Source organism: Mesorhizobium sp. P3_A10 (assembly GCF_056403175.1).
Genome location: NZ_JBFUFZ010000001.1, coordinates 740,140 through 763,988, shown reverse-complemented (window position 1 = coordinate 763,988; position 23,849 = coordinate 740,140). Strand labels below are relative to the sequence as shown.

Annotated in this window: 22 protein-coding genes; 13 read left to right on the top strand and 9 right to left on the bottom strand. The window is 61.7% G+C overall.

From position 1 onward, the window contains the following. Window positions 1-405: 405 nt before the first annotated feature. Window positions 406-4,191 (bottom strand): CHAT domain-containing protein, encoded by a 3,786-nt coding sequence (locus AC1DXU_RS03620; protein ID WP_477364447.1) that lies wholly within the window; start codon window positions 4,189-4,191, stop codon window positions 406-408. Window positions 4,192-4,676: 485 nt separating this feature from the next. On the opposite strand from AC1DXU_RS03620, the gene AC1DXU_RS03615 reads away from it, so the two are divergent. Further along, window positions 4,677-6,806: a ParB/RepB/Spo0J family partition protein gene (locus tag AC1DXU_RS03615; protein WP_477364444.1), complete on the top strand. Its 2,130-nt coding sequence runs from the start codon at window positions 4,677-4,679 to the stop codon at window positions 6,804-6,806. Between the two features lie 220 nt (window positions 6,807-7,026). Here the strand turns inward: AC1DXU_RS03615 and AC1DXU_RS03610 are convergent, their stop codons facing one another. Further along, entirely contained in the window at window positions 7,027-7,353 is a 327-nt protein-coding gene (locus AC1DXU_RS03610) for an HU family DNA-binding protein (protein WP_477366009.1), read from the bottom strand. Between the two features lie 863 nt (window positions 7,354-8,216). Between AC1DXU_RS03610 and AC1DXU_RS03605 the strand changes: the two genes are divergently transcribed. Further along, window positions 8,217-8,528, top strand: coding sequence for a DUF736 domain-containing protein (locus AC1DXU_RS03605; protein ID WP_477364441.1), 312 nt, complete (start codon window positions 8,217-8,219; stop codon window positions 8,526-8,528). A gap of 89 nt (window positions 8,529-8,617) precedes the next feature. Here AC1DXU_RS03605 and AC1DXU_RS03600 read toward each other — a convergent pair whose 3' ends face one another. Further along, entirely contained in the window at window positions 8,618-9,148 is a 531-nt protein-coding gene (locus AC1DXU_RS03600) for a Ros/MucR family transcriptional regulator (protein ID WP_477366006.1), read from the bottom strand. 414 nt (window positions 9,149-9,562) lie between these two features. On the opposite strand from AC1DXU_RS03600, the gene AC1DXU_RS03595 reads away from it, so the two are divergent. Further along, entirely contained in the window at window positions 9,563-10,768 is a 1,206-nt protein-coding gene (locus AC1DXU_RS03595; RefSeq protein ID WP_477366003.1) for a DUF932 domain-containing protein, read from the top strand. Between the two features lie 233 nt (window positions 10,769-11,001). Here the strand turns inward: AC1DXU_RS03595 and AC1DXU_RS03590 are convergent, their stop codons facing one another. Then, window positions 11,002-11,217, bottom strand: a complete 216-nt coding sequence (locus tag AC1DXU_RS03590) for a helix-turn-helix domain-containing protein (protein WP_136616935.1) — start codon at window positions 11,215-11,217, stop codon at window positions 11,002-11,004. A gap of 126 nt (window positions 11,218-11,343) precedes the next feature. Here AC1DXU_RS03590 and AC1DXU_RS03585 point away from each other — a divergent pair, with 126 nt between their 5' ends. From AC1DXU_RS03585 to AC1DXU_RS03540, 10 genes are all read left to right on the top strand, one after another. Next, entirely contained in the window at window positions 11,344-11,622 is a 279-nt protein-coding gene (locus AC1DXU_RS03585) for a DUF2285 domain-containing protein (protein WP_477364438.1), read from the top strand. A 172-nt stretch (window positions 11,623-11,794) separates the two neighbouring features. Further along, a complete protein-coding gene (locus AC1DXU_RS03580) occupies window positions 11,795-11,962 on the top strand; it encodes a transcriptional regulator domain-containing protein (RefSeq protein ID WP_477366000.1) in 168 nt (55 codons plus the stop codon). Further along, window positions 11,907-12,548 carry a DUF2285 domain-containing protein gene (locus AC1DXU_RS03575; protein ID WP_477364435.1) on the top strand — a complete coding sequence of 214 codons (642 nt, stop codon included), beginning with the start codon at window positions 11,907-11,909 and terminating at the stop codon, window positions 12,546-12,548. The genes AC1DXU_RS03580 and AC1DXU_RS03575 overlap by 56 nt, the downstream gene beginning before the upstream one ends. A 134-nt stretch (window positions 12,549-12,682) precedes the next feature. Next, the gene (locus tag AC1DXU_RS03570) at window positions 12,683-12,973 is read left to right on the top strand and encodes a helix-turn-helix transcriptional regulator (RefSeq protein ID WP_064994699.1); all 291 of its coding nucleotides are present in this window, start codon (window positions 12,683-12,685) and stop codon (window positions 12,971-12,973) included. A gap of 18 nt (window positions 12,974-12,991) precedes the next feature. Next, on the top strand, window positions 12,992-13,876 hold the full coding sequence (locus AC1DXU_RS03565; protein WP_477364432.1) for a replication initiator protein A: 885 nt from the start codon (window positions 12,992-12,994) through the stop codon (window positions 13,874-13,876). Between the two features lie 319 nt (window positions 13,877-14,195). Then, window positions 14,196-14,660 carry a DUF2840 domain-containing protein gene (locus AC1DXU_RS03560; RefSeq protein WP_477364429.1) on the top strand — a complete coding sequence of 155 codons (465 nt, stop codon included), beginning with the start codon at window positions 14,196-14,198 and terminating at the stop codon, window positions 14,658-14,660. Continuing rightward, the gene (locus tag AC1DXU_RS03555) at window positions 14,657-15,217 is read left to right on the top strand and encodes a S26 family signal peptidase (RefSeq protein WP_477364426.1); all 561 of its coding nucleotides are present in this window, start codon (window positions 14,657-14,659) and stop codon (window positions 15,215-15,217) included. Before AC1DXU_RS03560 ends, AC1DXU_RS03555 begins: the two co-directional genes overlap by 4 nt. A 45-nt stretch (window positions 15,218-15,262) precedes the next feature. After that, window positions 15,263-15,589: a DUF736 domain-containing protein gene (locus AC1DXU_RS03550; protein WP_477364423.1), complete on the top strand. Its 327-nt coding sequence runs from the start codon at window positions 15,263-15,265 to the stop codon at window positions 15,587-15,589. A gap of 4 nt (window positions 15,590-15,593) precedes the next feature. Further along, window positions 15,594-16,682, top strand: a complete 1,089-nt coding sequence (locus AC1DXU_RS03545) for a lytic transglycosylase domain-containing protein (protein WP_477364420.1) — start codon at window positions 15,594-15,596, stop codon at window positions 16,680-16,682. Window positions 16,683-16,929: 247 nt separating this feature from the next. Beyond that, a complete protein-coding gene (locus AC1DXU_RS03540; protein WP_477365997.1) occupies window positions 16,930-18,669 on the top strand; it encodes a relaxase/mobilization nuclease domain-containing protein in 1,740 nt (579 codons plus the stop codon). A gap of 51 nt (window positions 18,670-18,720) precedes the next feature. Here the strand turns inward: AC1DXU_RS03540 and panD are convergent, their stop codons facing one another. The 5 genes from panD to AC1DXU_RS03515 all read right to left on the bottom strand — a co-directional run bounded on the left by panD (window position 18,721) and on the right by AC1DXU_RS03515 (window position 23,630). Continuing rightward, on the bottom strand, window positions 18,721-19,173 hold the full coding sequence (gene panD / locus AC1DXU_RS03535; protein WP_477364417.1) for an aspartate 1-decarboxylase: 453 nt from the start codon (window positions 19,171-19,173) through the stop codon (window positions 18,721-18,723). A gap of 62 nt (window positions 19,174-19,235) precedes the next feature. Beyond that, entirely contained in the window at window positions 19,236-20,090 is an 855-nt protein-coding gene (gene nadC, locus AC1DXU_RS03530) for a carboxylating nicotinate-nucleotide diphosphorylase (RefSeq protein WP_477364414.1), read from the bottom strand. Beyond that, window positions 20,090-21,625 carry an L-aspartate oxidase gene (locus AC1DXU_RS03525; protein ID WP_477364411.1) on the bottom strand — a complete coding sequence of 512 codons (1,536 nt, stop codon included), beginning with the start codon at window positions 21,623-21,625 and terminating at the stop codon, window positions 20,090-20,092. Before AC1DXU_RS03525 ends, nadC begins: the two co-directional genes overlap by 1 nt. After that, on the bottom strand, window positions 21,622-22,596 hold the full coding sequence (gene nadA, locus AC1DXU_RS03520; RefSeq protein WP_477364408.1) for a quinolinate synthase NadA: 975 nt from the start codon (window positions 22,594-22,596) through the stop codon (window positions 21,622-21,624). Before nadA ends, AC1DXU_RS03525 begins: the two co-directional genes overlap by 4 nt. Window positions 22,597-22,655: 59 nt before the next feature. After that, window positions 22,656-23,630, bottom strand: a complete 975-nt coding sequence (locus AC1DXU_RS03515; protein WP_477365994.1) for an NUDIX hydrolase — start codon at window positions 23,628-23,630, stop codon at window positions 22,656-22,658. Between the last annotated feature and the right edge of the window lie 219 nt (window positions 23,631-23,849).

Below are 23,849 nucleotides of genomic sequence, written 5' to 3'. Positions count from 1 at the left end.
TCATTCGGGCAGAACGTAGCAGAAACCTAGCGGGTCCTACCATTGGCTTCCGGTTTCAGCAGCAATCTCCTGTCATCCATTACACCAGTCCGACTTAGCCTCCCTTGCCTGCGCCCGTGCGCACTGTCGCACAATCGCTTTGGCCAGTATCGATGAGAACAAAGATAGAACATAGCATACGCTTTTCACGTTTCAAGGGTCAGATGAGTCTGTGGGCGTTCCTACTGACATTTCCGGGCGTTCTAGAACTCGTGTTGCGCCTTGCACGTGCAAGCGCGTGCTCGAACCGTTTTGCCATTCGAAGTTATTGCGGTCGACGCCAACCGTGTAGCTCGCGATGACGTGGATCGCAGTTGCCATCGGATTCTTCGGTGGCCGAAGGGCATGCAGCAGACCGGCAACCGTTCACCGTTCCGCTCGGGCGATCAATGGATCGCCATAGACCGTCATAGCCAGATCGGCGGCAGGCTCCGCGCCGCGCACGGCACGTACGGCCGCATTGGCGTCAAAGCACGCGTCGATCACTGGCGCATGTGCCATCCATCGATCAAGGAAGGTTGGCAGCCATACAGGGGGCACGGAAGTATCGAGCGGCCAGGGCGGGGCCACGACCGCCCGACATCCGCGCGCGAGCAGTTGCTTGGTAAGCCCGATGGTCGTGCTTGCGCCGGGATGCTTGTCGATCCGACCTCCGGAACACACGAACAGCACAACCACGCCGATATCCCGCAACGCTCCAGACACAGTCGACGATGCCAGCGCAAGATCGACATCATCGGTAACGACGCGGAAATAGCGTTTGTCCTCGCCGACGCCGCCATGAGCGCCGATAATAACCATATCGGAATTTGACAGTTCCGTCGGCGTGGCTTCACCATTGAAGAGTTCTACGGCATGATTTTCAAAGCTTGCTCGTAGGCGACTTGCAAGCACGGCAAGAGCGGGCAGCCCCTCTGCGGGCTCAGCGTCGGGGATCCAGGCGCGAATGGCCCCATCACCTTTGAATGCTGTCCGACGCGCGTCGCGAAGCCATGTGATGGAGGGTGCGAGTGCAAGACGATGCTCCTGACCCGCCAGCTGGCGGTTGATCTGAAGAATGTTGGGAGGCAGCGCCTGCAGCCCGGTCTCGGCAACGATGACTGCCCGCGCGGGGAGTGCGGACAGTCCCAAATGGCGCGTGCTCAGGAAGAAATCGTGCGACGTATCGCGCTTCGGATCTTGGTAGGCATGAGGATAGCGCTCGCGCCATTCGCGCAGCGACGCGCCTGAAAAGGTCTCCTCGTCCTCCACCACGATCGACGCGTCAGTTTGCGAAAAGATCACGCGGGTCAATTTGTCGTTGGCCAGCCCAAGCATGACAACGTCAATGCCCTCTGCAGCGACCTCACGGGCATATCGCGCAGGCGCTCCAACCTCCTTTGGAAGTTCTGTCACACGCCCGCCGCTCGGCGCTGGCAACCCAAGGTCGCTGATGATCTCGATGGCGAAGGCTGCCGTGTCAGGATCGTCAGTCCCTACCTCCAGCAGACGTTTTGCTCCGATCGCGAGATGGCGCAGGTCAAAGCCGACATCGTCGGCGTAGCGGGCGGCGTCGATCGCGGCTGCAAGGCGCGCGACAGCCTTCTTGTCTGGCGCCGCGTCGGTGGTGATGGCGAGAAGGGTTTGCGCCAGATCGCCCAGCCGAGCCCGCCCCTCGGCGATAGCCGCCTCGACATCTTTGGGGACTGGGATTCCGGCATGTCGGGCGATGCGGGCGATGGAAGCCAGCAACATGGTGGCGGGCCCAGCATCGTCGTTGTTTTCAATGACAGCCCGCAGATTGGCCGTCGTGTCCGCCATCAGGCCGGCAGCTTCGTCCACGTCGAGCGCCTTCCGGTTGACGCCAGCCAGACGGATCTGCAACTCAATCGTATCGAGCCAATGACCTCGACTTTCCGTCAGACCAGCGATGGCGAGCGCTGCGCGGGCGCGCGCCATTAGGGGAGGAAGGAGTGGAATGAGACCAATGTCGCGGAAAAGGCGGATACCAAGGTGGCTCTCGTACCACAGTTGGTCTCCATCCACCGCGGTGTCGGCCGCCAAGGCGCAAGCATAGCCAATGAGAGCTTCGATCACATTGCCTGACCGGTGATAGAGATCGGCGAAGCTGTACCAAGCGACTCTGATCCGATGCGGGTCCGTTCCGGCAATGTTGAGTGCGTGCTCCGCGAGGTCACGAGCGCGCTGAGCTTGACCATGCAGCGCAAACTTTCCCCCCGCAGTTCGCAGTAGCATCAGGTCAGCGTCAGGCTGCGTGCCAAGAGTGGCTAGCGACGTGGCGACGAGCAGGTAGTTCTCGATTGCGGTGGCGTCCCCTTCGCCGTAGGTCTCTCCCGCATATTCCAGCAGCTCGACGAATCCAGCTACCGCCTCGTCGGCGGGTACCGACAGCTTGTCGGCGGGGAAACGGGAGCGGCCCAGCACGGTCCCAAGCTCCAGCTCAAAGTGCTCCATACCCGTGCGCAGAATGGGCGATAAGAGCTTTGGATCACACGGCCTCGGTCGTTGCTCAAGGGGCGTAGAGGGACGGAGGCTTACTTCGCGTTCGCCATATTGCAGACAGACTTTCGCAATGACGGCCGTCGAGGCCGCGCCACCGATCATCTGCGGAGACAGAAGGTCTGCGACCTTCAATCGGACGTGGCCGTCTAGCGGATTGCGCGAAAGCCAGCGGATGGACTCGCCCACAACCGTCGCCGCCCTTGCGCTGTCGCATGCCGCATCAAGCGTGAGGATACCGCGTTCGAGCATCTCCATCGCAGCCCAGACATTGGCCCGGGATTGTTCGCTGGTGTCGCCGACGTCAGCAAGGAGAAGATCAAGCGCCTCGGCGCGGCGCCCAGCCCGCTCGAGGGCCGTTGCGGTGGCTCGCCGGGCTCGGGCCAGACACGCCGGAAAGGCTAATCGGCATTTCGCCAGCAAGCGTTCAGGTTCCAACGGTTCGACGGTGAGTTCGGCATCGAGCCAGCGGAGATAGGCCGCCTCACGGCCAGCATCGGCATTGCCGGTTTCTTCGAGCCGCAGCGCTGCGTCGCCGCGTCGGTCCTCCGCAACGAGTCGTCGGACCGAGCGATCGACCAAAAGTGGCGATCGGGGATATCTCTCACCAAGAGTCGCCTCAATCGCTTCGACCAGTGCTGCATCTCCCAAGTCGTCGGCATGGCGTAACGCCATCTGCATCGTTTCAGCGCGACTGAGCTCAGGATATGCCCGCGTGAGCAGGCTTTGGGCTGGCTCGGTCAGACCCGCTTCGATGGCGGGTCCGACAAAGAGCAAAGCGCCGTCCCCTTTCTCGGCGTCGATGACGTCTTTCTCCCGCGTGAACTCCGCCACGGTCTCGATAATGAAACCTGCCTCGTTGAAGGCCGTCATTCGATTGAAGACGCGTTGCGCAGGCGACAGACTGGGCTGGCTTGCAATCTCACCAAGGGCCGTGGCGATTTCGCCGGCGCGCGCTAGACCGATCCAGCGCTGTCGGAGTGCGGTGGCCGCAAGGACCGACAGCCCAGGATTGCTCGCAGTCGCAACACCGCAATGGTCGACCGCCGACAACAAGTCCTGGTGCCGCTGGCGTTCAGGCCACCATTCGCCGGCGTCCAAGACCACATAGCTACCCACGGGATACACAGTCTCGACAACGGATTTGCCAAGGGCGTGGAGTTCGGGGACCCAAACATCTTCGGGAGCTTCGGGAATAGCCGGCAAGTCGAGTGGTTTGCGATATCGCGCCGCCCACGGCACGACGAAAGCGGCCGGGTGATGGGATGCCCGGATGAACTCTACGAGAGCGGGCGCGTCGAAGGTCGCCATCGTCTCGAAACGTATTTTAGGCGACAGCGTGATCTGGTCCGACTTTTCCTGTTCGAGGGAATACAACTCAATGGCTTGCTGGCGATAGGTGTTCTCAATGCCCGTCCTGGCCGTCTCCTCGGTTTGCCCGGGCGGCAGAATTATCACCACCTCCTGGACGAGAGGGCCCTTGTCGTTCCCTAGCAGTGTCAAGAGCAAGGCGTGCGCGCCGCTCCGTTCCAGAGAACCGCTGCCGACTACAAAAAAATCGGCGCCCGGCGAGACGCCATTCTTTCTATAGAAATCCACTATCGTGAATCCGGCCAATTCACTGTCGTCCGGTCCGCTGCTTGTCGTATCCATTGTCCTGATAATTTCCTGTGCAAGCTGCGCGGCACGAATGACGGTTCCAGAAACCGGGCGAGCGCTGTCCTACTCTCATCGGTCGCACACCCACAAGAGACAACCTTCGACTGGAATGCGGTCATTTGAGACTGACGAACCGGATGTCTGCTGTTGTCGCTGGTTGAAGCGGCTGCGGTGACGTGACAGGACGACAAGTCCGGTCCCTTTGGCGACAGGCCAAACTCAGATTGCCGGCGATCGCGCGGGGGAGAGATGGTCTTGGCCATCTCTCCCCCGCGAATGCCGCCTGCGGCAGAGCGGGGCCGCCCGCTCGCAAGGCGGGCATAACCGACACCCGCTGAACTGACCCCATCCGCCCCGCTCGACGCGCAACCCAGCTCCGCTCGCCGGCATTCGCCCCCCTCTCTGCCGCGCGCTCACGCGCCCCCGGAAGGCATGCCGAGGGGCATGCCTTCGGCATCTAACGGGAAAGGACGAAAACCATGACGATCAACGTGACAAATGCGAAGACCACAACTGCCGGCGAACGCGGCGCGGAGGTTTTCATTCCGCTGAACAAGCTGAAGAAGTCGCCGCGCAATGCGCGCAAGACCGCGCACAGCGAGGCGATCATCGAGGCCTATGCGGCCAGCATCGCCGCCAAAGGCATCCTGCAAAACCTAGTGGTGGAGCCGGAGCTCGACGGGGAGGGCGCGGAAACCGGCTTCTATTTCGTCAGCATCGGCGAAGGCCGCAGGCTGGCGCAGTTGCTGCGGGTGAAGCGCAAGCAGATCAAGAAGACCGAGCCGATCCGCTGCATCATCGACACCATCAACGATGCGCGCGAGATCAGCCTGGACGAAAACATCACCCGCGAGGCGATGCACCCCGCCGACCAGTTCGAGGCGTTCCGCGAGCTTCACGAAGAGCGCGGATGGGGTGCGGAGGAAATCGCCGCCCGCTTCGGCATCACCGCGCATGTCGTGCGGCAGCGCCTGCGGTTGGGCGCGGTCAGCCCCACGCTGATGCAGGTCTATCGCGATGGCGACCTGACGCTTGACCACTTGATGGCTTTCGCCATCACCGACGATCACGCCCGGCAAGAGCAGGTTTTCGAAAACCTGACCTACAATCGCGAGCCCTACAACATTCGCCGCGAACTGACGCGGACCCATGTTGCGGCGAACGATCGCCGCGCGATCTTCATCGGCGCAGAAGCCTACATGGAAGCCGGCGGCGCCATCCTGCGCGATCTGTTCACCGAGGATCGCGGCGGCTTCTACGAGGATGCCGCTTTGCTCGACCGACTGGTGATCGAGAAGCTGCAAGGCATCTCGGAAACTGTCAGGGAGGCCGAAGGCTGGAAATGGGCGGATGTCCACATCGACTTTCCACACGCAAACGGCTTGCGCCGCACCTACCCGCAACCGGTGGATTTGTCGGAGGAAGACGAGACCGCCTACACAAGGACATCGGACGAATTCAACCGGCTCACGGAGGAATGGAATAGCGCCGAGGAACTGCCCAATGATGTCGATCAGCGTTTCGGGAAGCTTGAAGCGGAGATCGAGCGCATCGACGCGCTACGTCACGCCTACGATCCCGATATTGTTGCGCGCGGCGGCGTGTTCGTCGTGCTTTCCCATGACGGAACGGCCCGTGTCGAACGTGGGTTCATCCGCGCCGAAGACGAACAGGTTGAACCGGAAGCCGGAACGCGGCCAGACGGCGACGCCTACGCCGTCAACGACGATGGCGAGATCATCGAGACCGACAGCGGATCGGACCCCGATGGTGGGAGTGACGAAGATGCGGAAGATGAAGGCGAGCCGCTATCGGACCTTCTGATCCGCGATCTAACCGCCCATCGGACGCTTGGCCTTCGCCTTGCGCTCGGCCAACAGCCGGATATGGCGCTTATCGCCGTCACTCATGCGCTGGCCGGGCAGACCTTCTATCAGGGTGCAGAAGCCCATTGCCTCGAAATCCGCCCGACCAGCGCCTACCTCGCCGGTCACGCGGACGGCATCGAGGATACGGCAGCGGGCAAAGCGTTGGCGGATCGACATGCGGAGTGGGCTGTGGACATGCCTCGCGACGTGGCTGACCTATGGGGCTTCATCGCCTCGCTCGACCATGCCAGTGTCATGGCGTTGTTCGCCCATTGCGCCGCGCTCACCGTCAATGCGGTAAAGCAGCCTTGGGAGCGCAAGCCTCGCGCCCACGAGACTGCGGACAGGCTGGCGAGGGCGGTCAATCTCGACATGACGGCACATTGGAGACCGACCGTCAGGACGTATCTCGGGCGTATCACCAAGGCACATATCCTCGACGCCGTGCGCGAAGCCGCCAGCGAAGAAGCAGTGGACAGGCTATCGACCTTGAAAAAGCAGCCTATGGCGGAAGCCGCCGAGCAGCTTCTTGCCGGAACGGGATGGCTTCCCGCCATCATGCGGACCCAAGAACCGGCCGTGTTTGGCAGCCTCCGGGACGAGGAAGATGCCGACGCCAAATTGGCGAAAGGTATCGATATGGAGCCGGATGCCTCCGAGCCGGACGTGGCGAATGCTGCGTTGGCCGATGGTGGTGCTCCGGCTTCAGAGGGGGAGCCCTTCAACATCGCCGCCGAGTGAGCCGCAGTGGCCGGAGCCGCGATGCGGTTCCGGCCAGCTTTTCAGCTAACCCCGTGAATTTTCCGGCCGCGCCATTGGCGCGACCGGGGACCTCGACTGCCGCACGTCAGGAATCGCAGCAATGAGAGCCGTCAAGAGCACTTCGATTGTCGTAGCCTGGGCGCCATCGTCCCGCATGACAGCGCCTCGCAACCGAGGCGCATCGACGTTCTACGGATGATCAGCCGTTTACCGCGTCCTTGAAGGCCTTTGCCGGCTGAAAGACGACCTTCTTCGAAGCCGCTATCTTGATCGTGGCGCCAGTCGACGGATTGCGCCCCTCACGCGCCGGTTTGTTCTGAACCTTGAACTTGCCGAACCCGGTGAGGCTGATTTCCTCACCCTTGGCAGCGGCCTCCGCAATGCCTTTCAGCACATCCTCGACGACGGTCTTCGCCTGGGTTTTCGAAAGGCCATGCGCGTCTGCAAGGCGTTCGGCAATATCGATCGTGTTTACGGCCATCGTTTCCATCCCTTCTGTATGTGTTGGTTCAACGGCCGGCCTTATGCCACAGGCGGTTCCTCACTGTCATCGCCCCAGGAAATGGAATCCGTAGCAAACTAAGGGTTGGATCTGGCATTTCCATCACCGCGGTCAAGAAAGTCAGGCAGCGGATCTCTTGACCTTGGTATCGAGCGCTTAACGCCAAGGGCGGTGGCGGACCTTTCCGGTACTGCCTCACCGCCGTGCGCGGCCACGGGAGTCGGATCATTCGGTGATGCGGCTGAGAATCCCGTATGAGCATACTCGTCTTCGCTCTCGACCATTTCCGCGTTGATCGAGCGGAGAGGGGAAGGTCGTCACGGTGTGTGGCAGCATGGCAGGCTCTGGCCCCGGCAAGAGCACTGTGTTCCGCCGCAGCACAGTGACAGCGGTTCGGGGCCAAGAGCGGGGCTAGGGCCGGTCATTTCATGGACACTTCTATGCGGGCGGCGTTCGACATCGCCTCGTGGTTGAGAGGCAGGCTCCCTGTCCTCACGCAATGGAGAAGCGCTCACGGTGCGAAGCGGGTGACCGATCACTGTCGCCACAATGGGGTTCCGAGTTGGCTGTTCGTTCCAAGCCACGCCCACTGCGCCCTCGAATGGATTGGGTCTGACCGAAGACCGCCTTCGCTTCGCTCAGCCTCGATCGTCTTCTCGCAACGTCGGCGCTGCGTTTTCTTCCCCTGGCCGCACCACCCCACCACGCAGGCGTGGCAGGGACCCCGGTCTTTACGCGTCCATTCCTCGCGGGCCAAGAAAGCCTCGCGCCGCCGTCTTTCACTCCGTTTCAGCCCCTTCGGGATGCGGACCGATCGTCTCCGGTCTCATGACCACCATCGAGGCCGCGATGGGCGCGGCCCGAGAAAAACAGAAGGAACCACCACAATGGCTACGATCGGCACTTTTTCGCGCACCGCGAACGGCTTCTCCGGCTCGGTCAAGACCCTCAACCTCAACGTCAAGACGGTGACGTTCGCCCCGGCAGAAGGCGACAACGACAAGGGCCCGGACTTCCGCATCTTCGCCGGCGCCACCGAATTCGGCGCAGCATGGAAGAAGACCTCGCGCGAGGGCCGCGACTACCACTCCGTCAAGCTCGATGATCCCAGCTTCCCCGCTCCGATCTATGCGAGCCTGGTCGAGACCGACAGCGAGGGCGACTACTCGCTCATCTGGTCCCGCCGCACCGCAGAGTGATCCGACCTAACACGAAGCCCCGCCGCAAAGGCGGGGCTTCGCCATGTTCAGGTCCTACACGGCCTGGCACGTCCGCCAGGCGCAGCGCGCTAGGGTTTGACCGGTGCCTTGCGCGTCTTCTTCAGCGGCGACTTGATGGCTGCCGCAGTCGTCGCTGCTGCCGCACGAGCAGCCCGTTTTGGTTTTTCTGTCGCGGCAGGTGTGGGCGTCGCCGCCTTGCGCCCGAGCCCTATTGACTTCGCCAGGGCCGAGCGCGTGGCGGCATAGTTCGGCGCCACCATCGGATAGTCGGATGGCAGGCTCCATTTCTGCCGGTATTGGTCGGGGCTCAGATTATAATGGACTCCGATATGCCGCTTCAGTGATTTGAATTGCTTTCCGTCTTCCAGACAGATGATGAAGTCCGGCGTCACGGACTTTCTGATCGATACTGCCGGTTCCTGCTTGACCACTGGTTCCGTGGTCGGCGTGCCGATGCCTTTCAGAGCGGCATGGATATCGCCGATCAGCTTTGGCAGCTCGCCGACCGGCAGTGGATTGTTCGACACATAGGCAGCGACAATATCGGCAGCGATCGATACGGTATCCAGTTGGCCATCTTGTTCGGGAGAAATGATCATAGAGTTTCCTCTTGTCTTGTTGGACGCACTTAAAAACGTGTGATTTACCCATTCCGCCAATCAGGTAAATAATCGGTTTCCTCTCTACAATCCACATCACCCGCCAATATTATCAAGGAAAGCTTCGCTTTTATCGTTCTGATCGGCAGCGGATAACCTTACCGATCGGTTGGGAAGCGAGGAGCTTCCCCTCGCTTCCCCGCCATTGCCGCCTGTGCAGAGCAGCGCCGCCGGCTCGCAAAGCTACCGACTGCAGCAATGGTCGCCACTTTCCATGAGCTCCGCTCGACCGTGCAGCCCGGCTCCGCGCGCCGGCATTGGCCCCCATCACTCCCGCGCGCTCACGCGCCCCCGGAAGGCATGCCGCAGGACATGCCTTCGGTATCAACGGAAAAAGGAGTGAGCACAATGAACATGACCACCATCATCGACGGCGAGAGCAACCGCCAGCAGCAGCCGGCTTCAAGTGGCTTTCGAGTGGACATCTCGCGCGGCGAGCGGATCGGGCGGGTTTCTTCGGAATGGTTTTCGCGTCCCGATGACGAGCGCTATCTGAGCCTCACCGAGCTTTTTGATGCCGTGAAGCAGAGAGCGGACCGCGCTACCGCCCGTACCGTCGAGAGCCGTGCGGTTCGCGTCGAAGCGACCCGCGACAATGCAGAGCGGCTTTCGCTTATCGTCCCCGGACAGGAGCAACCGATTGCGCCCACGCATTGGAGTTTTGGCCAGCTTTGCAGTCTTGTCAGCGCACCGGCAACCTACATGCGCCAGCTTCCTGCGCCTCTGGCAGGCATCAATTTGCAGCATGGCCTTTTGAGCCATCGGGCGGAGTTGATGAAGACCCTCGAGACGGAGGACGGGCGCGTCGAGCTTCGCGCCGTGACCGGCCCGGACTATGGCCGCATCTGGGATCACGAGCTTGTCGCCGCCGTCATGAAGATCGCGGGCAATGGCACCGGTGACACCATGTGGAAGGTGCCGGGCGTTCTCGACTGGGCGACCATGACGCACAATCCATTTGTGGACGTGACCAAGGACACCACCACGCTTTACGCCAGCGACCGCGACGTGTTTCTGTTTCTGGTGGACGACACACATCCGATCGAAGCCGGACGGCTGCCGAATGGCGAACCGGATTTGTATTTCCGAGGCTTCTATTGCTGGAATTCGGAGGTCGGTTCGAAGACGCTAGGCATTGCGAGTTTCTATCTCCGCGCCGTTTGCATGAACCGCAATCTGTGGGGCGTCGAAGGCTTTGAAGAAATCAGCATCCGTCATTCGAAGTTCGCAGCACTTCGTTTTGCTCATGAGGCAGCGCCCGCTTTGACGAGCTTTGCGAACTCAAGCCCGGCGCCGTTCATCGCCGGCATCAAGGCCGCGCGTGAGAAGATCGTCGCCCGTAGCGACGAAGACCGCGAAAGCTTCCTGCGCAAGCGCGGTTTCTCCAAGAGCGAAACAGGCAAGATTATCGAGGCAGTTTTGCAGGAGGAAGGCCGCCCGCCCGAAAGCATCTTCGATTTCGTACAGGGCATGACCGCGCATGCCCGCACCAAGGCGCATCAGGATAGCCGATTGGAGCTCGAAGGCAGGGCGAAGGCCTTGTTGGAAAAGGCGGCATGAGGAAACGAAAGGCCGCGCAGCGAACGTCTCGCCGCGCGGCCTATCAGGTCCGCCCTATCAACGAGACCGTCATAGCAATAAGAATATCTTGCGACCAGGTCATCGGGGTCGGCGCATGCCGCCGCCTTTGAACACGGCGGCCGCTCGCCGGGCTCCGCCCGGCTCGCGATGCAACTGCTGTCATGTTCGCGACTGGTGCACTTCGGGCCCGGTGCGCCATTCCGCCAATCAGTTCACCGTGTCGTTTTTCTGATCAACTCGCATGGGTCCACATTTAGCGCCTTTGCGATCCTACCAAGAACACTAACGCTTGCCGAAACCCGGGCGCGCTCGATCGACCCGACGTAGCGCATGCTCAGTCCAGAGCGGGCGGCCAGTTCCTCCTGCGTCACGTTCTGGTCATGGCGCAGACGACGCATGTTTACCGCCATGATCTCCTTGAGATCCATGGCGGATTAGGGACCAGAAAGGGAACTATCGTTCTAGGAATGATCGTTCCTATTCGTTATGATCAGAACTCGACCTGGATAATAGTTCCTTCGGGATCGCCGCCAAAACATTAGCGATTCGATACGATGCTTAAGCCGCTGCTCGATCCCGATGTCGCCGACGTCGCGCCGAATGCCCCGATCCTGACCGGCTATGATGAGGAGCGGCTGCTAACCTACATCCGCCTGCTCGACGCGGCGGCGGAAGATGCGGATTGGCGCGAGGTGGCCAGGATCGTCCTCCACATAGATCCTGACCAGGAACCGGAGCGGGCATTCCGGTCGTGGGAGACGCATCTTGCCCGCGCCCGCTGGATAACGACGAACGGCTACCGATATCTTCTGGCCGGCGGTGCGCCACACTGAGAGTCCCAAGCCATGGTTTGCTGAATCAGCACAGCGGTTTGCCGACTTTCCAACTACCCGATTTGCGTATCGACAGGGATGCTCATTCCGAAGCCCGCAACCTGATGCGGGCATCGGGAGAGGACTTGGCGCATTGCAAGGCGATTGGACCGATCCGGAAGCCTTCGCGCACATGCAAGGCCACGAGCCTGCGGAGTTCGCTGCCGAATATCTGATCCGGAACGACGACTTCGTCGCCGAGTGCGGCCAGCTTTCGTCACATCTCCCAGGTTCCGTAGACCCTGTTGGGCCACCCGACTTCATCGCTCGTTGGGGCGCGCGATTTCACAGTCACCGGTGACGGGCTTCCGTTAGCTGGGAACATCGTCTGGACGGAACAGGCCTCGCCGCGCGTGTTGCGAGCCACGCAAATCCGATCGTCAGTCAGTCTTTCGCATCAGACTGTCCAACTTTCCAGACTCAGCGGCGCCGCCGTTTGGAAAGCCGACGAGCTGCATATTCTTTGGCCGGCATCGACCGGAACAAATAATCTCGTCACTGACATCCGCAGCGGCGCGACCGAATTCAACGCCATCATCCTGCCACTCGATGCGGCATTCGAGACACGACTCGACGCAGCGCACCGGTTCTGGCGGGCGCTGAACGGGCGACCGCCCGGTCCTGCCTACGGCGCGCTGCCGAAGCAAACGAAGACGAGGCACATTCTCAATCTGCGCGCTTATGACGCCCGTCGTGCAGGGGCCGTCTACCGCGAGATCGCGGAGGTGCTTCTGTCACGAGAGTCGATCCCGCCTCGAGACTGGCGCGATCATCACCTCCGCCACAAGGTTCGAGCGATCCTGCGAAGGGCGGATCGTCTTGTGGCCGGCGGTTACCGCGACCTTCTCTTCTATCCTCACAGCCGCATCCGAAAATCCGATCGCTGAAACCCTTCTCGCATGGGTAGCGAAAACACATAACCCGATGTTTGCCCTCCCTCGCCTTTCCTCAATTCGACCATCGTCCGTTTCGCGCGTCCCGGCAGGCCAGGGCGACAGCAGAACCGAATGGAGATCGAGCGATGTCGAAGGGTCCCGCGGACGCGCCCCAAAAATACCTGCGAACGAAGGAAGCAGCGCCCATTGTCGGTCTTTGCGCTCGCACCTTGGAAAAGCACCGGACCTATGGCACAGGCCCAAAATACCGAAAGGTCGGCGGTCGCGTCCTCTATGACATCGACGATCTGCACGCCTGGATCGAGCTTGGTGCGCGCACTTCCACCAGCGATGCCAACGCGACATTTGTTCCGCCTGCCAAGCCGCATGCCGCCCGCGCGCCGGCCTATGCCGGCCGGCGCGATCGCGTCTCCTGATTCTGCGGTGCAAAGAAAATGCAGCTTCGCTCGACCGATCAGGGACACCTTGATCTGTTCCACGCGCGCGCCAGTGTGATCACGCCACGCGATGCCCAAGACCTGATGTCGTGGCCGTTCTTCTCGCTTGCCAAATCCCGCCGCGTGACACCGATCGACTTTCGCATGGGCGAGGTTTCGATCCGGGTCGAGGCGACGATCGAACATGGCATGGCGACGATCTGGGACGCCGACATCCTAATCTGGGCAGCCAGTCAGATTGTCGATGCACGTGACAAAGGCCTTCGTACGTCGCGTCTGATGGCGGCCACGCCGTACGAGATCCTTGCGTTCATCGAGCGGGGCGACTCCGCTCACTCCTACGACAGGCTGAAAGCCGCGCTTGACCGCCTGCAATCGACGACGGTTGCCACATCCATCCGCCAGTCTTCGGAACGGCGGCGGCATCGCTTCTCCTGGATCAACGAATGGAAGGAGCGGATGGACGCCAGCGGGCGCCCGCTCGGTATCGAGCTCATCCTGCCCGACTGGTTCTATGCGGGCGTTCTCGATGATGCCCTGATCCTCACCATTGACCGCCAGTATTTCGGGTTGACGGGCGGCCTGGAGCGTTGGCTCTATCGTCTCGTTCGCAAGCACGGTGGCCGCCAGACCCATGGCTGGAGTTTTGATCTCCGCCATCTCCATACGAAGTCCGGCAGCCTGTCACCCTTCAAGCGCTTTACCTTCGACCTGCGCGAGATCGTCCGTCGCCAGCCGCTGCCTGGCTACCGGCTGGCACTCTCTGTCGATCCCGACGGTCGGTCACGCCTGAACTTCCAACTCAACCCGGCCGATCCATTCGCGAGCGCCAGCGCAACGCCGCGCTTCCCACTTGCCCGCATCACCAGGGCTGTGAAATGACTGTGGACAGGCCCGTGCTATCAGGAACCGCAACTCCCGTGCCATCGGGAACCGGATTCCCGTGCTATCAGGAACCGGAATCGGGCTTAAGTCATTGCAGCGATTGCCGAACCCGCTCCTCTAACGTTTCTAACTGTGAATCCTTCGGATTCTTTCTAACGGAAAGCGCCGATCCGCGAGGCTGTGGACGACAGCGGAGCCACGATCGTTCGGCCAGCCCGAGAATAGTCGATGTCCGTTGTTCCTCGTGGAGCACGGCTGAATTCACCGCCTCCGGTTTCGCCACGTTCTCCGCCGGCCTCCTGTCATGGAGGCCAGCATGAGCGATCTCACCCAGGTCGAACTGGTGTGGCTGAAGAAGCGGATCGAGAACTACATCCGGTTCGGCAAGGTTGCTTCCAACAGGAACATCGACCGCACTCGTCGGGTCGTCTCCTTCACGCCAGGCTGCGTCTTCGCTTTCGTTCGCTGGACCGCGAACGACTTCGGCACTGTCGCTTCCCGTATTGATATCCTACGCGCTGTTGCCACCGGCGAGCGCAGCTCGACGGTCGCCTATGTGCGACCTGGTGCCGACATCCTGCTTACGGCTATCGGATGGCCGAATGTCGAGAAGGTGCTGAAGATCATCGACGCTATCGAAGCGATCGGCATCGATCCCATTGACGTGTCTCCGGACTACTGGCGGCATGCCCACAGCCGGCTCGCCGCGCGCGAAGCACCCAGACCCTACACTCGCCAGCGCCATGAGGCATGGCTCCTCCGCCGCCGAGTTGAGCCATGAGCATGCGCGCAACGATCATCGTCGCGATGTTCGGCGGCGCGGTCCTGGTCGCCGCGCCGGCATGGGTCGACCATCGACCGAAGTTGATCTGGAACGCGTCAGCGAGCGTCCCGGTCGGGCTCTACCGCGTGGAGCCGGTCGACAGGATCGGCGTTTCCGATATCGCCGTCGTCATGCCGCCCAAGCCGTTGGTGGATTTGCTTGCCCAACGCGAATACTTGCCGAACGGCGTGCCGCTGCTGAAGCATGTGTTGGCACTCGGCGGCACGATGGTGTGCCGGCGAGGCGGCTCCATCATCGTCTATGGCGTGGCCTTTGGACGTGCGCTCGAGCGTGACAGTCGTGGCCGGCCGCTGCCCGTCTGGCAGGGCTGCCGCGTCATCGCTGGCGACGAGGTCTTCCTCATGAACTGGGACGTGGCCGACAGTTTTGACGGACGCTATTTCGGTCCGCTCCCGCTGACTTCGATCATCGGCCGCGCGGTCCCGGTCTGGACCGCCGTCCGCACCTCTCTAGCACCGAAGACTACCGGCGAACCGGCTCCAGGCCAGCCGTGACAGCTCGCACCAACCCCCATCAGCGCTCATGAGAGGAGCAACCCCATGGCCCAGATCGGCACCTTCACCCGCAACGATGACGGCTTCTTCGGCAACATCTCAACGCTGACGCTCGACGCGAAGCTTGCCATCCTGCCGGCCGAGAAATCGGATGCTGAAAACGCGCCAAACCATCGCGTCTTCTGTGAAGGCATGGAGATCGGCGCAGCTTGGAATCGCACCGGCGAGAAGGCAGGCAACTATCTTTCCGTCTCCATCGACGACCCATCCTTCACGCAACCGATCCACGCCAATCTGTTTCAGTCCGATGCTGAGAAAAATGTCTGGGCCTTGCATTGGAGTCGCCCATCTAAGCGCGACGAGCGAGGCTGATCGGATGCACCGATTTCGGTTCAGCGGCCTTTCTACGTCAAACCCTTTGATCGATCGGGCGCCGGTCAAACCCTTCGACCCGATCGCCTGTCAGGCGGCCGCCGCGCGCAGCGAAGGACAAGGGCGGCCGAACGCTTGCCCGTCGTTCAAGACGTTCATGGCGCCGCAGTTTGCGGCAATCAGGTTTGGCCGGCGAAGCCTTGCCCTTGACGGGAGCGAGCACGGTGGCAGGCTGCAGGCGCGTCGGGATCGTCGTGCATGTGCTTTTATCTGCCGAGGCATTGCAGCACTGTCAGCAAGCGTCATGCTCGCCCTCCCAGCGCCTACTGTCTGTGCAGAGCCTTCCGCGCATCGTGAGCGGCCGGCGCACGTCGGCAGCGTCATCTCGTCTTCTGATCCCTGGTCGGCATATATCCGGGAGGCTGCCAAACGCTTTGCCATTCCCGAGCGGCTGCTTCGCGCTGTCATGCATGTCGAGAGCGTTGGGGATGTTCATGCGGTGTCGAGTAAGGGCGCAATGGGCTTGATGCAGATCATGCCGGCGACATGGGAGGAACTACGCATCAAGTATCGCTTCGGCGATGATCCTTATCAGCCGCGCGACAACATTTTTGCAGGTGCTGCGTATCTGCGCGAGATGCTCGACCGCTTTGGCCGCAACGGATTCCTCGCTGCTTACAATGCCGGTCCTGGGCGATACGAAGAGCATCTTGTTACCGGCCGGGCGCTGCCACGCGAGACGATCGACTATGTCAGGAAACTGACGCCACTGATCAATGGTTCGGTTCCCATTCCGATGCGCGCACGGCAAGGAGCGGGCAGGGCGAGCGCACTCGAAGCGGCGATTTTCGCGCGCGTCATGAACACACGGAATGACTCAACTTCGCAAGGCGAGCGCGAGATCGATATCCCCGTCGAGACCGTGTTCACAGCGATCCGCTCACCCGGCGTGCGAGCACCGGTGGACAAAGCTGTCACCGATCTTACGGCGCTCGTACCGCAACCGGTCGGCTCGCGCAGTGAACATGCGTTAGATCCGCCGCCCGCTACGCAGAGCCCGTTTGTGCAAGGTTCGTCCGAGACATCACAATGATCGGTGAATTCCTGGTCAATCGCATTCCGGCCTGTTCTGTCGCAGAAATTGCGGCGGGAGGGTGGGTTTCGAGGCAGTACGGGAAGGGATGGCAGGATAAAGGGCCGCGATGTGCGGCTCGGTCGGTTGGTTGTTTTCCTTATGGTTTTTGTCTCGCTTTGCGATGTGCTCGGGTAATCGGCGATGTGCACCACCGCCATTTGTTCAATCTTTCCGACAGAAACCGCACCTCGTGGGTTCTTCCACCATGAACAGGGACGATAACTTTCGTATCCGCCCCGGCCGCATCCGCTCTCGCGCCAGTCAGCGCGCGCGTCCCTTCATTTTCCAGGCGCTCGCAGCGGCACAGCAAGCGGGCGGCCATATCTCGCGCAAGGGTCGGATCATTTCGCCAAGAAACTCCACCTTTGGACGCGGCAGATCAGCGAGTATCCGCGCCAACCGCCTCATCACCAGCCGCTCGCGTGGCGCCGTCGTCAAGGCCCGCGTCGTCCGGCAGTTCAGGGGATCGACGCCGCTTGCCGCGCATCTCAAATATCTTCGTCGCGAGGGTGTCACGCGAGACGGCAAGAGCGCCAAGATGTTTGGCGCGGACAGGGACGAGGCTGATCATGATGCCTTCTCTGATCGCTGCAGGGACGACCGGCACCATTTCCGTTTCATTGTCTCACCGGACGACACCCACAAATTGGGAGAGCTCAAGGGGTTCGCCCGCGAGCTGATGGTCGATATGGAGCGCGACCTCGGCACCAAGCTCGACTGGATCGGCATCGACCACTGGAACACCGAACATGCTCACGTCCATATTCTCGTGCGCGGTGTGGCCGATGATGGCGAGAACCTCGTCATCTCACGCGACTACATCCGCCAAGGCATGCGCGACCGGGCAAGCGATATCCTCACACAGACGCTGGGGCCCCGGACCGACAAGGACATCCGCCGAACAGTCGAACGACAGATCGACACCGAGCGCTGGACACAGCTCGACCGCCAGCTTGTTCGCGATGCCGATCGCCTTGGCGTCATCGATCTTGCGCCACCTCGTAGCCACCAGCACGACGAGTTCCTGACGGTCAAGATCGGGCGGCTGCGTAAGTTGGAACGTCTTGGTCTCGCCAACGAGATCCGTCCTGGTCAGTGGATGCTTGGCGAAGAGGTTGAGCCGGCCTTGCGCGCACTCGGCGAGCGCGGCGACATCATCAAGCGCATGCATCGCAGTCTCGCCGGGAAAGGCGTCGACAGAGGCGCAGCCGACTATGTACTCGCGGCGGAACAGATCGACAAACGAGTCATTGGTCGACTGGTCGAGCGTGGCCTGGATGACGAACTGCGCGGCTCGGCCTATGCCATCGTCGATGGTGTCGACGGACGCGTCCATCACATTCGCTGTAATGATCTCGACGCCACCGGAGATTCCGCGCCCGGCTCGATCGTTGAACTGCGCCGCTACGAGGATGCAAGGGGCCGTGGTCGTGTCGCACTCGCCGTCCGTTCAGACCTTTCTGTCGAAGAGCAGGTGCGCGCCGGTGGCGCGACTTGGCTCGACCGGCAGCTTTTGGCGCGCGACCCCCCCGAACTCGGTGAAACCGGCTTCGGTAGGGAGATCAGGCGGGCGCTGGCGGATCGCACCGATCATCTGATCGCGCAGGGCCTCGCCAGGCGCGAGGGTCAGCGTGTCATCCTTGCGCACAACCTGATCGATACTTTGCGCAGTCGGGAGATCGGCGCTGTCGGCGCGCAGGTGGCGACAGAGACCGGACTTCCTTTCACAACCACGGCGGACGGCGACAATGTAACCGGCATCTATCGGCGGCGCTTCTCGCTCGCCTCTGGCCGATTTGCCATGATCGATGATGGGCTCGGGTTTAGGCTAGTGCCGTGGTCGCCATCACTCGGGAAACAAGTAGGCAGCCATATTTCGGGTGTCGCTCGCCCTGATGGCGGTGTGGATTGGAGTTTCGGCCGGAAGCGAGGACTCGGGCTTTGAACGGCTTCGACCGTCGCCCCAACCAAAAACTCGTTTCTGCGTCGAGGCAAGTCATGCCCCGGAGACCAGCGCAGGAATGGCTAAAGCCGTATTCGCCTCGTCAAGGATGGAAAAACCGTATCGACCATCTGCATCAAGATCGACGGAGTAGCTCAGCCGGTCGAGTATGTGGTTGTCCTGGTCAAACGTGACGATCCGCGGCTTCAGTGAGGTGATTTGCGCTTCGTCCAGATAGACGGAATTGCAGACGATGATCTGGTCGTCGGGCTGGCAGGTGCGGGCCGCTGCTCCATTGAGGATGCAGCATCGTGAGCCGCGCTCGCCAAGAATGACATAGGTTGAAATCCGCGCCCCGGAGTTTTTGTTCCAAATCTCCACGAATTCCATCGGTAGAATCCCGGCTGCCTCGCAGTGGTCGGGGTCCAGCGTTATCGAACCGTGGTAGTTGAGGTTCGCCTCGGTGACGTGGATACCGTGCAGCTTGCCGGCGACTAATTTTCGCATTGGTCCGTTGCCCTATTCGTGTTGAGAAGCAATCATTCGGATGTCGATGGTCAGCTCGACGATCAAACCTCGCGGTAGTCGAGACCGATATCCAGGATCGGCGCGCTGTGGGTCAGCCAGCCGATGGAAATCAGGTCGACGCCGGTCGCGGCGACGGCGGGCGCCGTAGCGGCGGTGATCCTGCCCGACGCCTCGGTGATCGCCCGGCCGGCAACCATGGCAACCGCCTGGCGCAACTCCTCGATTGACATGTTGTCGAGCAGGACTGCGTCGGGGGCGAGAGCCAAGGCCTCTTCCAGCTGGGTCAGCGTATCGACCTCGACTTCGATCTTGACGAGATGGCCGACGCTGCTCCGCGCGCGCTCGATTGCCGTGCGAATTCCGCCGGCAATGGCGATGTGGTTGTCCTTGATCAGGATCGCGTCGTCGAGACCGAAACGGTGGTTGGAACCGCCACCGGCGCGCACGGCATACTTTTCGATAGCCCGCAATCCGGGTGTCGTCTTGCGGGTGCAGACGATCTTCGCCTTGTGCCCCAGGACTGCATTGACAATCGATGCGGTCGCCGTGCCGATGCCGCTCAGATGGCAGAGGAAATTGAGCGCCGTCCGTTCCGCCGTGAGCATGGCCCGGGCCGGACCGCTCACCGATGCAATGATCTCCCCTTGCGCGACACTACTTCCGTCCGCCCGCTCCACCAAGATTTCGACCTCAGGATCGATCAGCCTGAAAGCGAGCATCGCCAGGTCGAGGCCAGCAACAATTCCGCCCTGGCGCGCCGCCAATACGGTTGTCGCATGATGGCCCTTCGGCACGAGGGCGTCGGTGGTCAAGTCGCCGACTCTGCCGAGGTCTTCGAGAAGAGCTGCTCGTACCAGAGGCTCGAGCATGATTGCAGGAAGTGGTGAGAGGTTCATCACGGGACGCTTTCCAGTGTTGGGGAGTGTGCGAGTTCCCGCATCGCAGACATGGCCGCGTCGAGCGTAGTCTGCGAACGGCGGGCGACGGCCGCATGATGCGGAAAGTCCGTCCGGTAGTGGGCCCCGCGGCTTTCCCGGCGTAGCAAGGCCGCAATCGTGATCATCAACGCGACTGCAGCGGGATCGGATACCGCATCGTGCCGCTGAGCCAGCGGCAGCAAGGCCCGTGCAGCCTCTTTCAATCCATCGCCATCCCGCATGAGGCCGAGGGCACGTGACAAGAGAGGGCGCACAGGTCCTGGATCTGGCGCGGGCAGGTCAGGCGCCATCGTGGGCTTTCCGCGGTGCTCAGGCGACGTGGCTACACTCTCGGCAACCCAGCGCGCGCAAACGACGGCCTCGGTCAGCGAGTTGCTGGCAAGCCGGTTGGCGCCGTGCAGCCCGGTCGATGCGACTTCGCCGCAGGCCCAAAGTCCCGGCACCGATGTGCGCCCGGCCAGATCCACGGCGACACCACCCATGTGATAGTGCTGCGCGGGCCGGATGGGAATGAGATCACGCGCCGGTTCGATGCCGGCCTTGCTGCAGGCTGATGCGATCGTTGGAAAATGCTGCGCGAATGTCGCGCCCGGCTTTTCGCGTGCGTCAAGAAAGACGCAATGGCCTTCGGCAAGATGTCGCCAGACGGCGCGCGCGACGATGTCGCGCGGCGCAAGCTCCGCCCCTCGCACGCTGTCGAGGAAACGCCGGCCTGTCTCGTCTACGATCTTTGCGCCTTCGCCGCGAACCGCCTCGCTGATGAGCGGCATCGGACGGCCAAGCCCGTCAAGCGCAGTCGGGTGGTACTGGATGAATTCCAGGTCGGTAAGCACAGCGCCCGCACGCGCTGCAAGCGCCAAGCCTTGTCCACAGTTGCCCAGTGGGTTGGTTGAATCGTGGAACAGGCCGCCGATCCCGCCAGTGGCGAGAACGACCCGTCCCGTGGCGAGGAACACCGGAGCTGTCGGGCAACTCGCCAGCACACCGGTGACCCTGCCGTCCTCCACGGCCAGCCGCCGCGCTTCCACGCCTTCCACGACCGCAATCGACGGACTGGAACGCACGGCGGCGACAAGTGCACGCATGACCTCCCGTCCGCTACCGTCACCCCCGGCATGAACGATGCGCCGCCGGCTGTGCGCGGCCTCCAGTCCCAGGCGCAGAGCTCCTTCGGGTGTCCGATCGAAGCGAACCCCAAGGTGCGCCAGATTTTCGATCGCGGCGGGCGCCGCGTATACAATGCGCCTTGCCGCTTGCGCATCGCAAAGACCGTCGCCTGCGGCAAGCGTGTCGGCAAGATGGAGCGCCGGTTCATCATCGCTGCCCAGGCTGGCGGCCAGCCCACCCTGCGCCCACACGCTCGACGCATCCGCGCCAAGCGGCGATCTCGACAGAAGAACCACCGGCTCGGGCGCCAGATGCAGCGCGGTCATCAGCCCGGCTATGCCGCCGCCGATGATGACCGGCCGGCCGTCGAGATCGTCTATGCTCATACGGCCAGCATCCGCTCGACGGCCAGCCGCGCGGGTCCGGCAATCCCGGGTTCGATGGTTACGACATGGCGGTTTTGCTCGAGTGCGGTGCGGATGTTGGCGAGCGTTATCCGCTTCATGTGCGGGCACAGATTGCAAGGCCGGATGAACTCGACCTCGGGATGCTCGACGGCGACATTGTCGCTCATCGAGCACTCCGTCATCAACACGACCCGCGGCGGTTTTTGCCTTCCGACATAGTCGGACATGGCGGCGGTCGAGCCCGAGAAGTCAGCTTCCGCGACCACTTCAGGCGGGCACTCGGGATGCGCCAGCACAGTCACGCCCGGGTGACTTGCGCGCAACTCCCTGATGTCGGCTGGTGTGAAACGCTCATGCACCTCGCAATGCCCTTTCCAGGCGATGATCTGCACGTCGGTCTGGGCAGCGATATTCTGGGCCAAATACTCGTCCGGCAACATGATCACCCGAGAAACACCCAGCGACTCCACGACCGCTTTTGCATTGCCTGAGGTACAGCAGATATCGGACTCAGCTTTCACTTCGGCCGATGTGTTGACATAGGTCACGACCGGCACGCCGGGATAGCGTTGGCGCAGCAGCCGGATGTCCTCGGCGGTAATGGAGTCCGCAAGTGAACAGCCTGCCTGCAAGTCGGGAATGAGCACCGTCTTTTGTGGATTGAGCAGCTTCGCCGTCTCGGCCATGAAATGTACGCCGGCAAGCACAATGACATCGGCTTCGACCGACATCGCCTTGCGGGCAAGCGCAAGACTGTCGCCGACGATGTCGGCCACGCAGTGGAAGATTTCCGGTGTCTGATAGTTGTGCGCCAGGATGACGGCGTTTCGCTGCTGTTTCAGATCGAGGATGGCTTCGATATCACCGGTGAAGGCGGGCCACTCGATGGGCGGAATGACACGCCGTACCCGATCGTAGAGCGTGGCCGTACGTGCGGAGGCGATCAGCATAGCCTATTATTCTCCAAATGAGTATAATAAGCATATTCTTATCTTGAGAATAACAAATGTCAAACGCGTGAGAGCGGCAATTTGGTCCCTGCGACAGTTCGCTCCGCCAGAACCGTCTGCCGAAAGCGAAAGCGCTTGGCTGGACGCCCCCCGGTGTCGGACATTGTCTCGCCTGTCTCTTCCACCAGATCCTGCTCTTCGATGAGACGGCGAAAGTTTGGCTTATGAACGAGCCGGCCTGCGAGCGCTTCAACGGTGCGCTGCAGCTGCAGGAATGTAAATGTTGGCGGCATCAACTCGAAGACGACGGGCCGATATTTGATCTTGGTCCGCAACCTGGCGATTCCCGTCGCCAGAATACGGCGATGGTCGGCAATCATCGGCCGGCCAGGTGTCGACGGCAGGCTGCCCATGTTGCTGCCGCGTACAGCTTCCGCCACCAGCGCGGCTTCATAGAGCAGTTCGTATCGCTGCAGGACGAGTTCCTCGTTCCAGTCGCGCGCATCGAAGCCGAAAGCGATTGCCGCGCGCTGCCATCGATCGTGACGCGTGGCCGGGGCGTCGGCCTCATCGGCCCAGGCCCGCAGTCGGGGCATCAGAATGCCAGGCACTATCGGCGGCACGCCCGCGCGATGATCTTCCCACGGAAAATAGTCGTACCAGCCTCGCCAGCCATGCGCCGCCGACTTTTCCGTCTGCTCCTCCCGCGTCAGTCCAAGATAGCTGATCGAGATCACGCGCCGCACGTGCTCGTCATCGATCCGGTCGCGATCGGCAAAGGTATAGAGCTGCTCGACATAGCCCAGTGGGTGATCGGTCTGCCGCTCTACCCAAGCTCGCAGACCCGACTGTAGGGAACGATGGTCGAGTTCGAAGGGACCCGACGGCAAAGCACCGGCGCCCTGTCCGACGGTCAGCACGCGTGGCTCGCCATTTGTCACGGCGATCACAACGGCGATCAGGTCCGCGTTGACGGCCTGGCCGCGGTCGTTTCTAGCGTTCTCGTTTTTCGCCAGAGTTTTCTTGTTTTGCATAGGGGTTTGATGGAATTCCAATTATCAAGTCGCCCCGAAGGGACCAATGTGAGCCAAGGTTGAACTGCTGTCTGCTGCCCGTCAACGTCATCCAGGACGGCGGATTCGGCCACGTCTTGGTCTTTGCCCTTCGCGTCGGCGCATTTCTATACCAAATGCGACAGCCGTGGATGTTGCCTTTTTAGAGCAAACGCATCTCTGAACGCGTGAGCCTCGCAC

Excerpts from the sequence above, each read along its gene's own strand:
- AC1DXU_RS03595 (WP_477366003.1), top strand. The coding sequence starts at position 9,563 with ATGACCACCATCATCGACGGCGAGAGCAACCGCCAGCAGCAGCCGGCT.
- AC1DXU_RS03545 (WP_477364420.1), top strand. The coding sequence starts at position 15,594 with ATGCACCGATTTCGGTTCAGCGGCCTTTCTACGTCAAACCCTTTGATC.
- AC1DXU_RS03565 (WP_477364432.1), top strand. The coding sequence starts at position 12,992 with ATGCAGCTTCGCTCGACCGATCAGGGACACCTTGATCTGTTCCACGCG.
- AC1DXU_RS03590 (WP_136616935.1), bottom strand. The coding sequence starts at position 11,217 with ATGGATCTCAAGGAGATCATGGCGGTAAACATGCGTCGTCTGCGCCAT.
- AC1DXU_RS03580 (WP_477366000.1), top strand. The coding sequence starts at position 11,795 with ATGCAAGGCCACGAGCCTGCGGAGTTCGCTGCCGAATATCTGATCCGG.
- panD (WP_477364417.1), bottom strand. The coding sequence starts at position 19,173 with ATGCGAAAATTAGTCGCCGGCAAGCTGCACGGTATCCACGTCACCGAG.
- AC1DXU_RS03515 (WP_477365994.1), bottom strand. The coding sequence starts at position 23,630 with ATGCAAAACAAGAAAACTCTGGCGAAAAACGAGAACGCTAGAAACGAC.
- AC1DXU_RS03585 (WP_477364438.1), top strand. The coding sequence starts at position 11,344 with ATGCTTAAGCCGCTGCTCGATCCCGATGTCGCCGACGTCGCGCCGAAT.
- AC1DXU_RS03600 (WP_477366006.1), bottom strand. The coding sequence starts at position 9,148 with ATGATCATTTCTCCCGAACAAGATGGCCAACTGGATACCGTATCGATC.
- AC1DXU_RS03525 (WP_477364411.1), bottom strand. The coding sequence starts at position 21,625 with ATGAGCATAGACGATCTCGACGGCCGGCCGGTCATCATCGGCGGCGGC.
- nadC (WP_477364414.1), bottom strand. The coding sequence starts at position 20,090 with ATGAACCTCTCACCACTTCCTGCAATCATGCTCGAGCCTCTGGTACGA.
- AC1DXU_RS03555 (WP_477364426.1), top strand. The coding sequence starts at position 14,657 with ATGAGCATGCGCGCAACGATCATCGTCGCGATGTTCGGCGGCGCGGTC.
- nadA (WP_477364408.1), bottom strand. The coding sequence starts at position 22,596 with ATGCTGATCGCCTCCGCACGTACGGCCACGCTCTACGATCGGGTACGG.
- AC1DXU_RS03550 (WP_477364423.1), top strand. The coding sequence starts at position 15,263 with ATGGCCCAGATCGGCACCTTCACCCGCAACGATGACGGCTTCTTCGGC.
- AC1DXU_RS03615 (WP_477364444.1), top strand. The coding sequence starts at position 4,677 with ATGACGATCAACGTGACAAATGCGAAGACCACAACTGCCGGCGAACGC.
- AC1DXU_RS03605 (WP_477364441.1), top strand. The coding sequence starts at position 8,217 with ATGGCTACGATCGGCACTTTTTCGCGCACCGCGAACGGCTTCTCCGGC.
- AC1DXU_RS03570 (WP_064994699.1), top strand. The coding sequence starts at position 12,683 with ATGTCGAAGGGTCCCGCGGACGCGCCCCAAAAATACCTGCGAACGAAG.
- AC1DXU_RS03620 (WP_477364447.1), bottom strand. The coding sequence starts at position 4,191 with ATGGATACGACAAGCAGCGGACCGGACGACAGTGAATTGGCCGGATTC.
- AC1DXU_RS03560 (WP_477364429.1), top strand. The coding sequence starts at position 14,196 with ATGAGCGATCTCACCCAGGTCGAACTGGTGTGGCTGAAGAAGCGGATC.
- AC1DXU_RS03540 (WP_477365997.1), top strand. The coding sequence starts at position 16,930 with ATGAACAGGGACGATAACTTTCGTATCCGCCCCGGCCGCATCCGCTCT.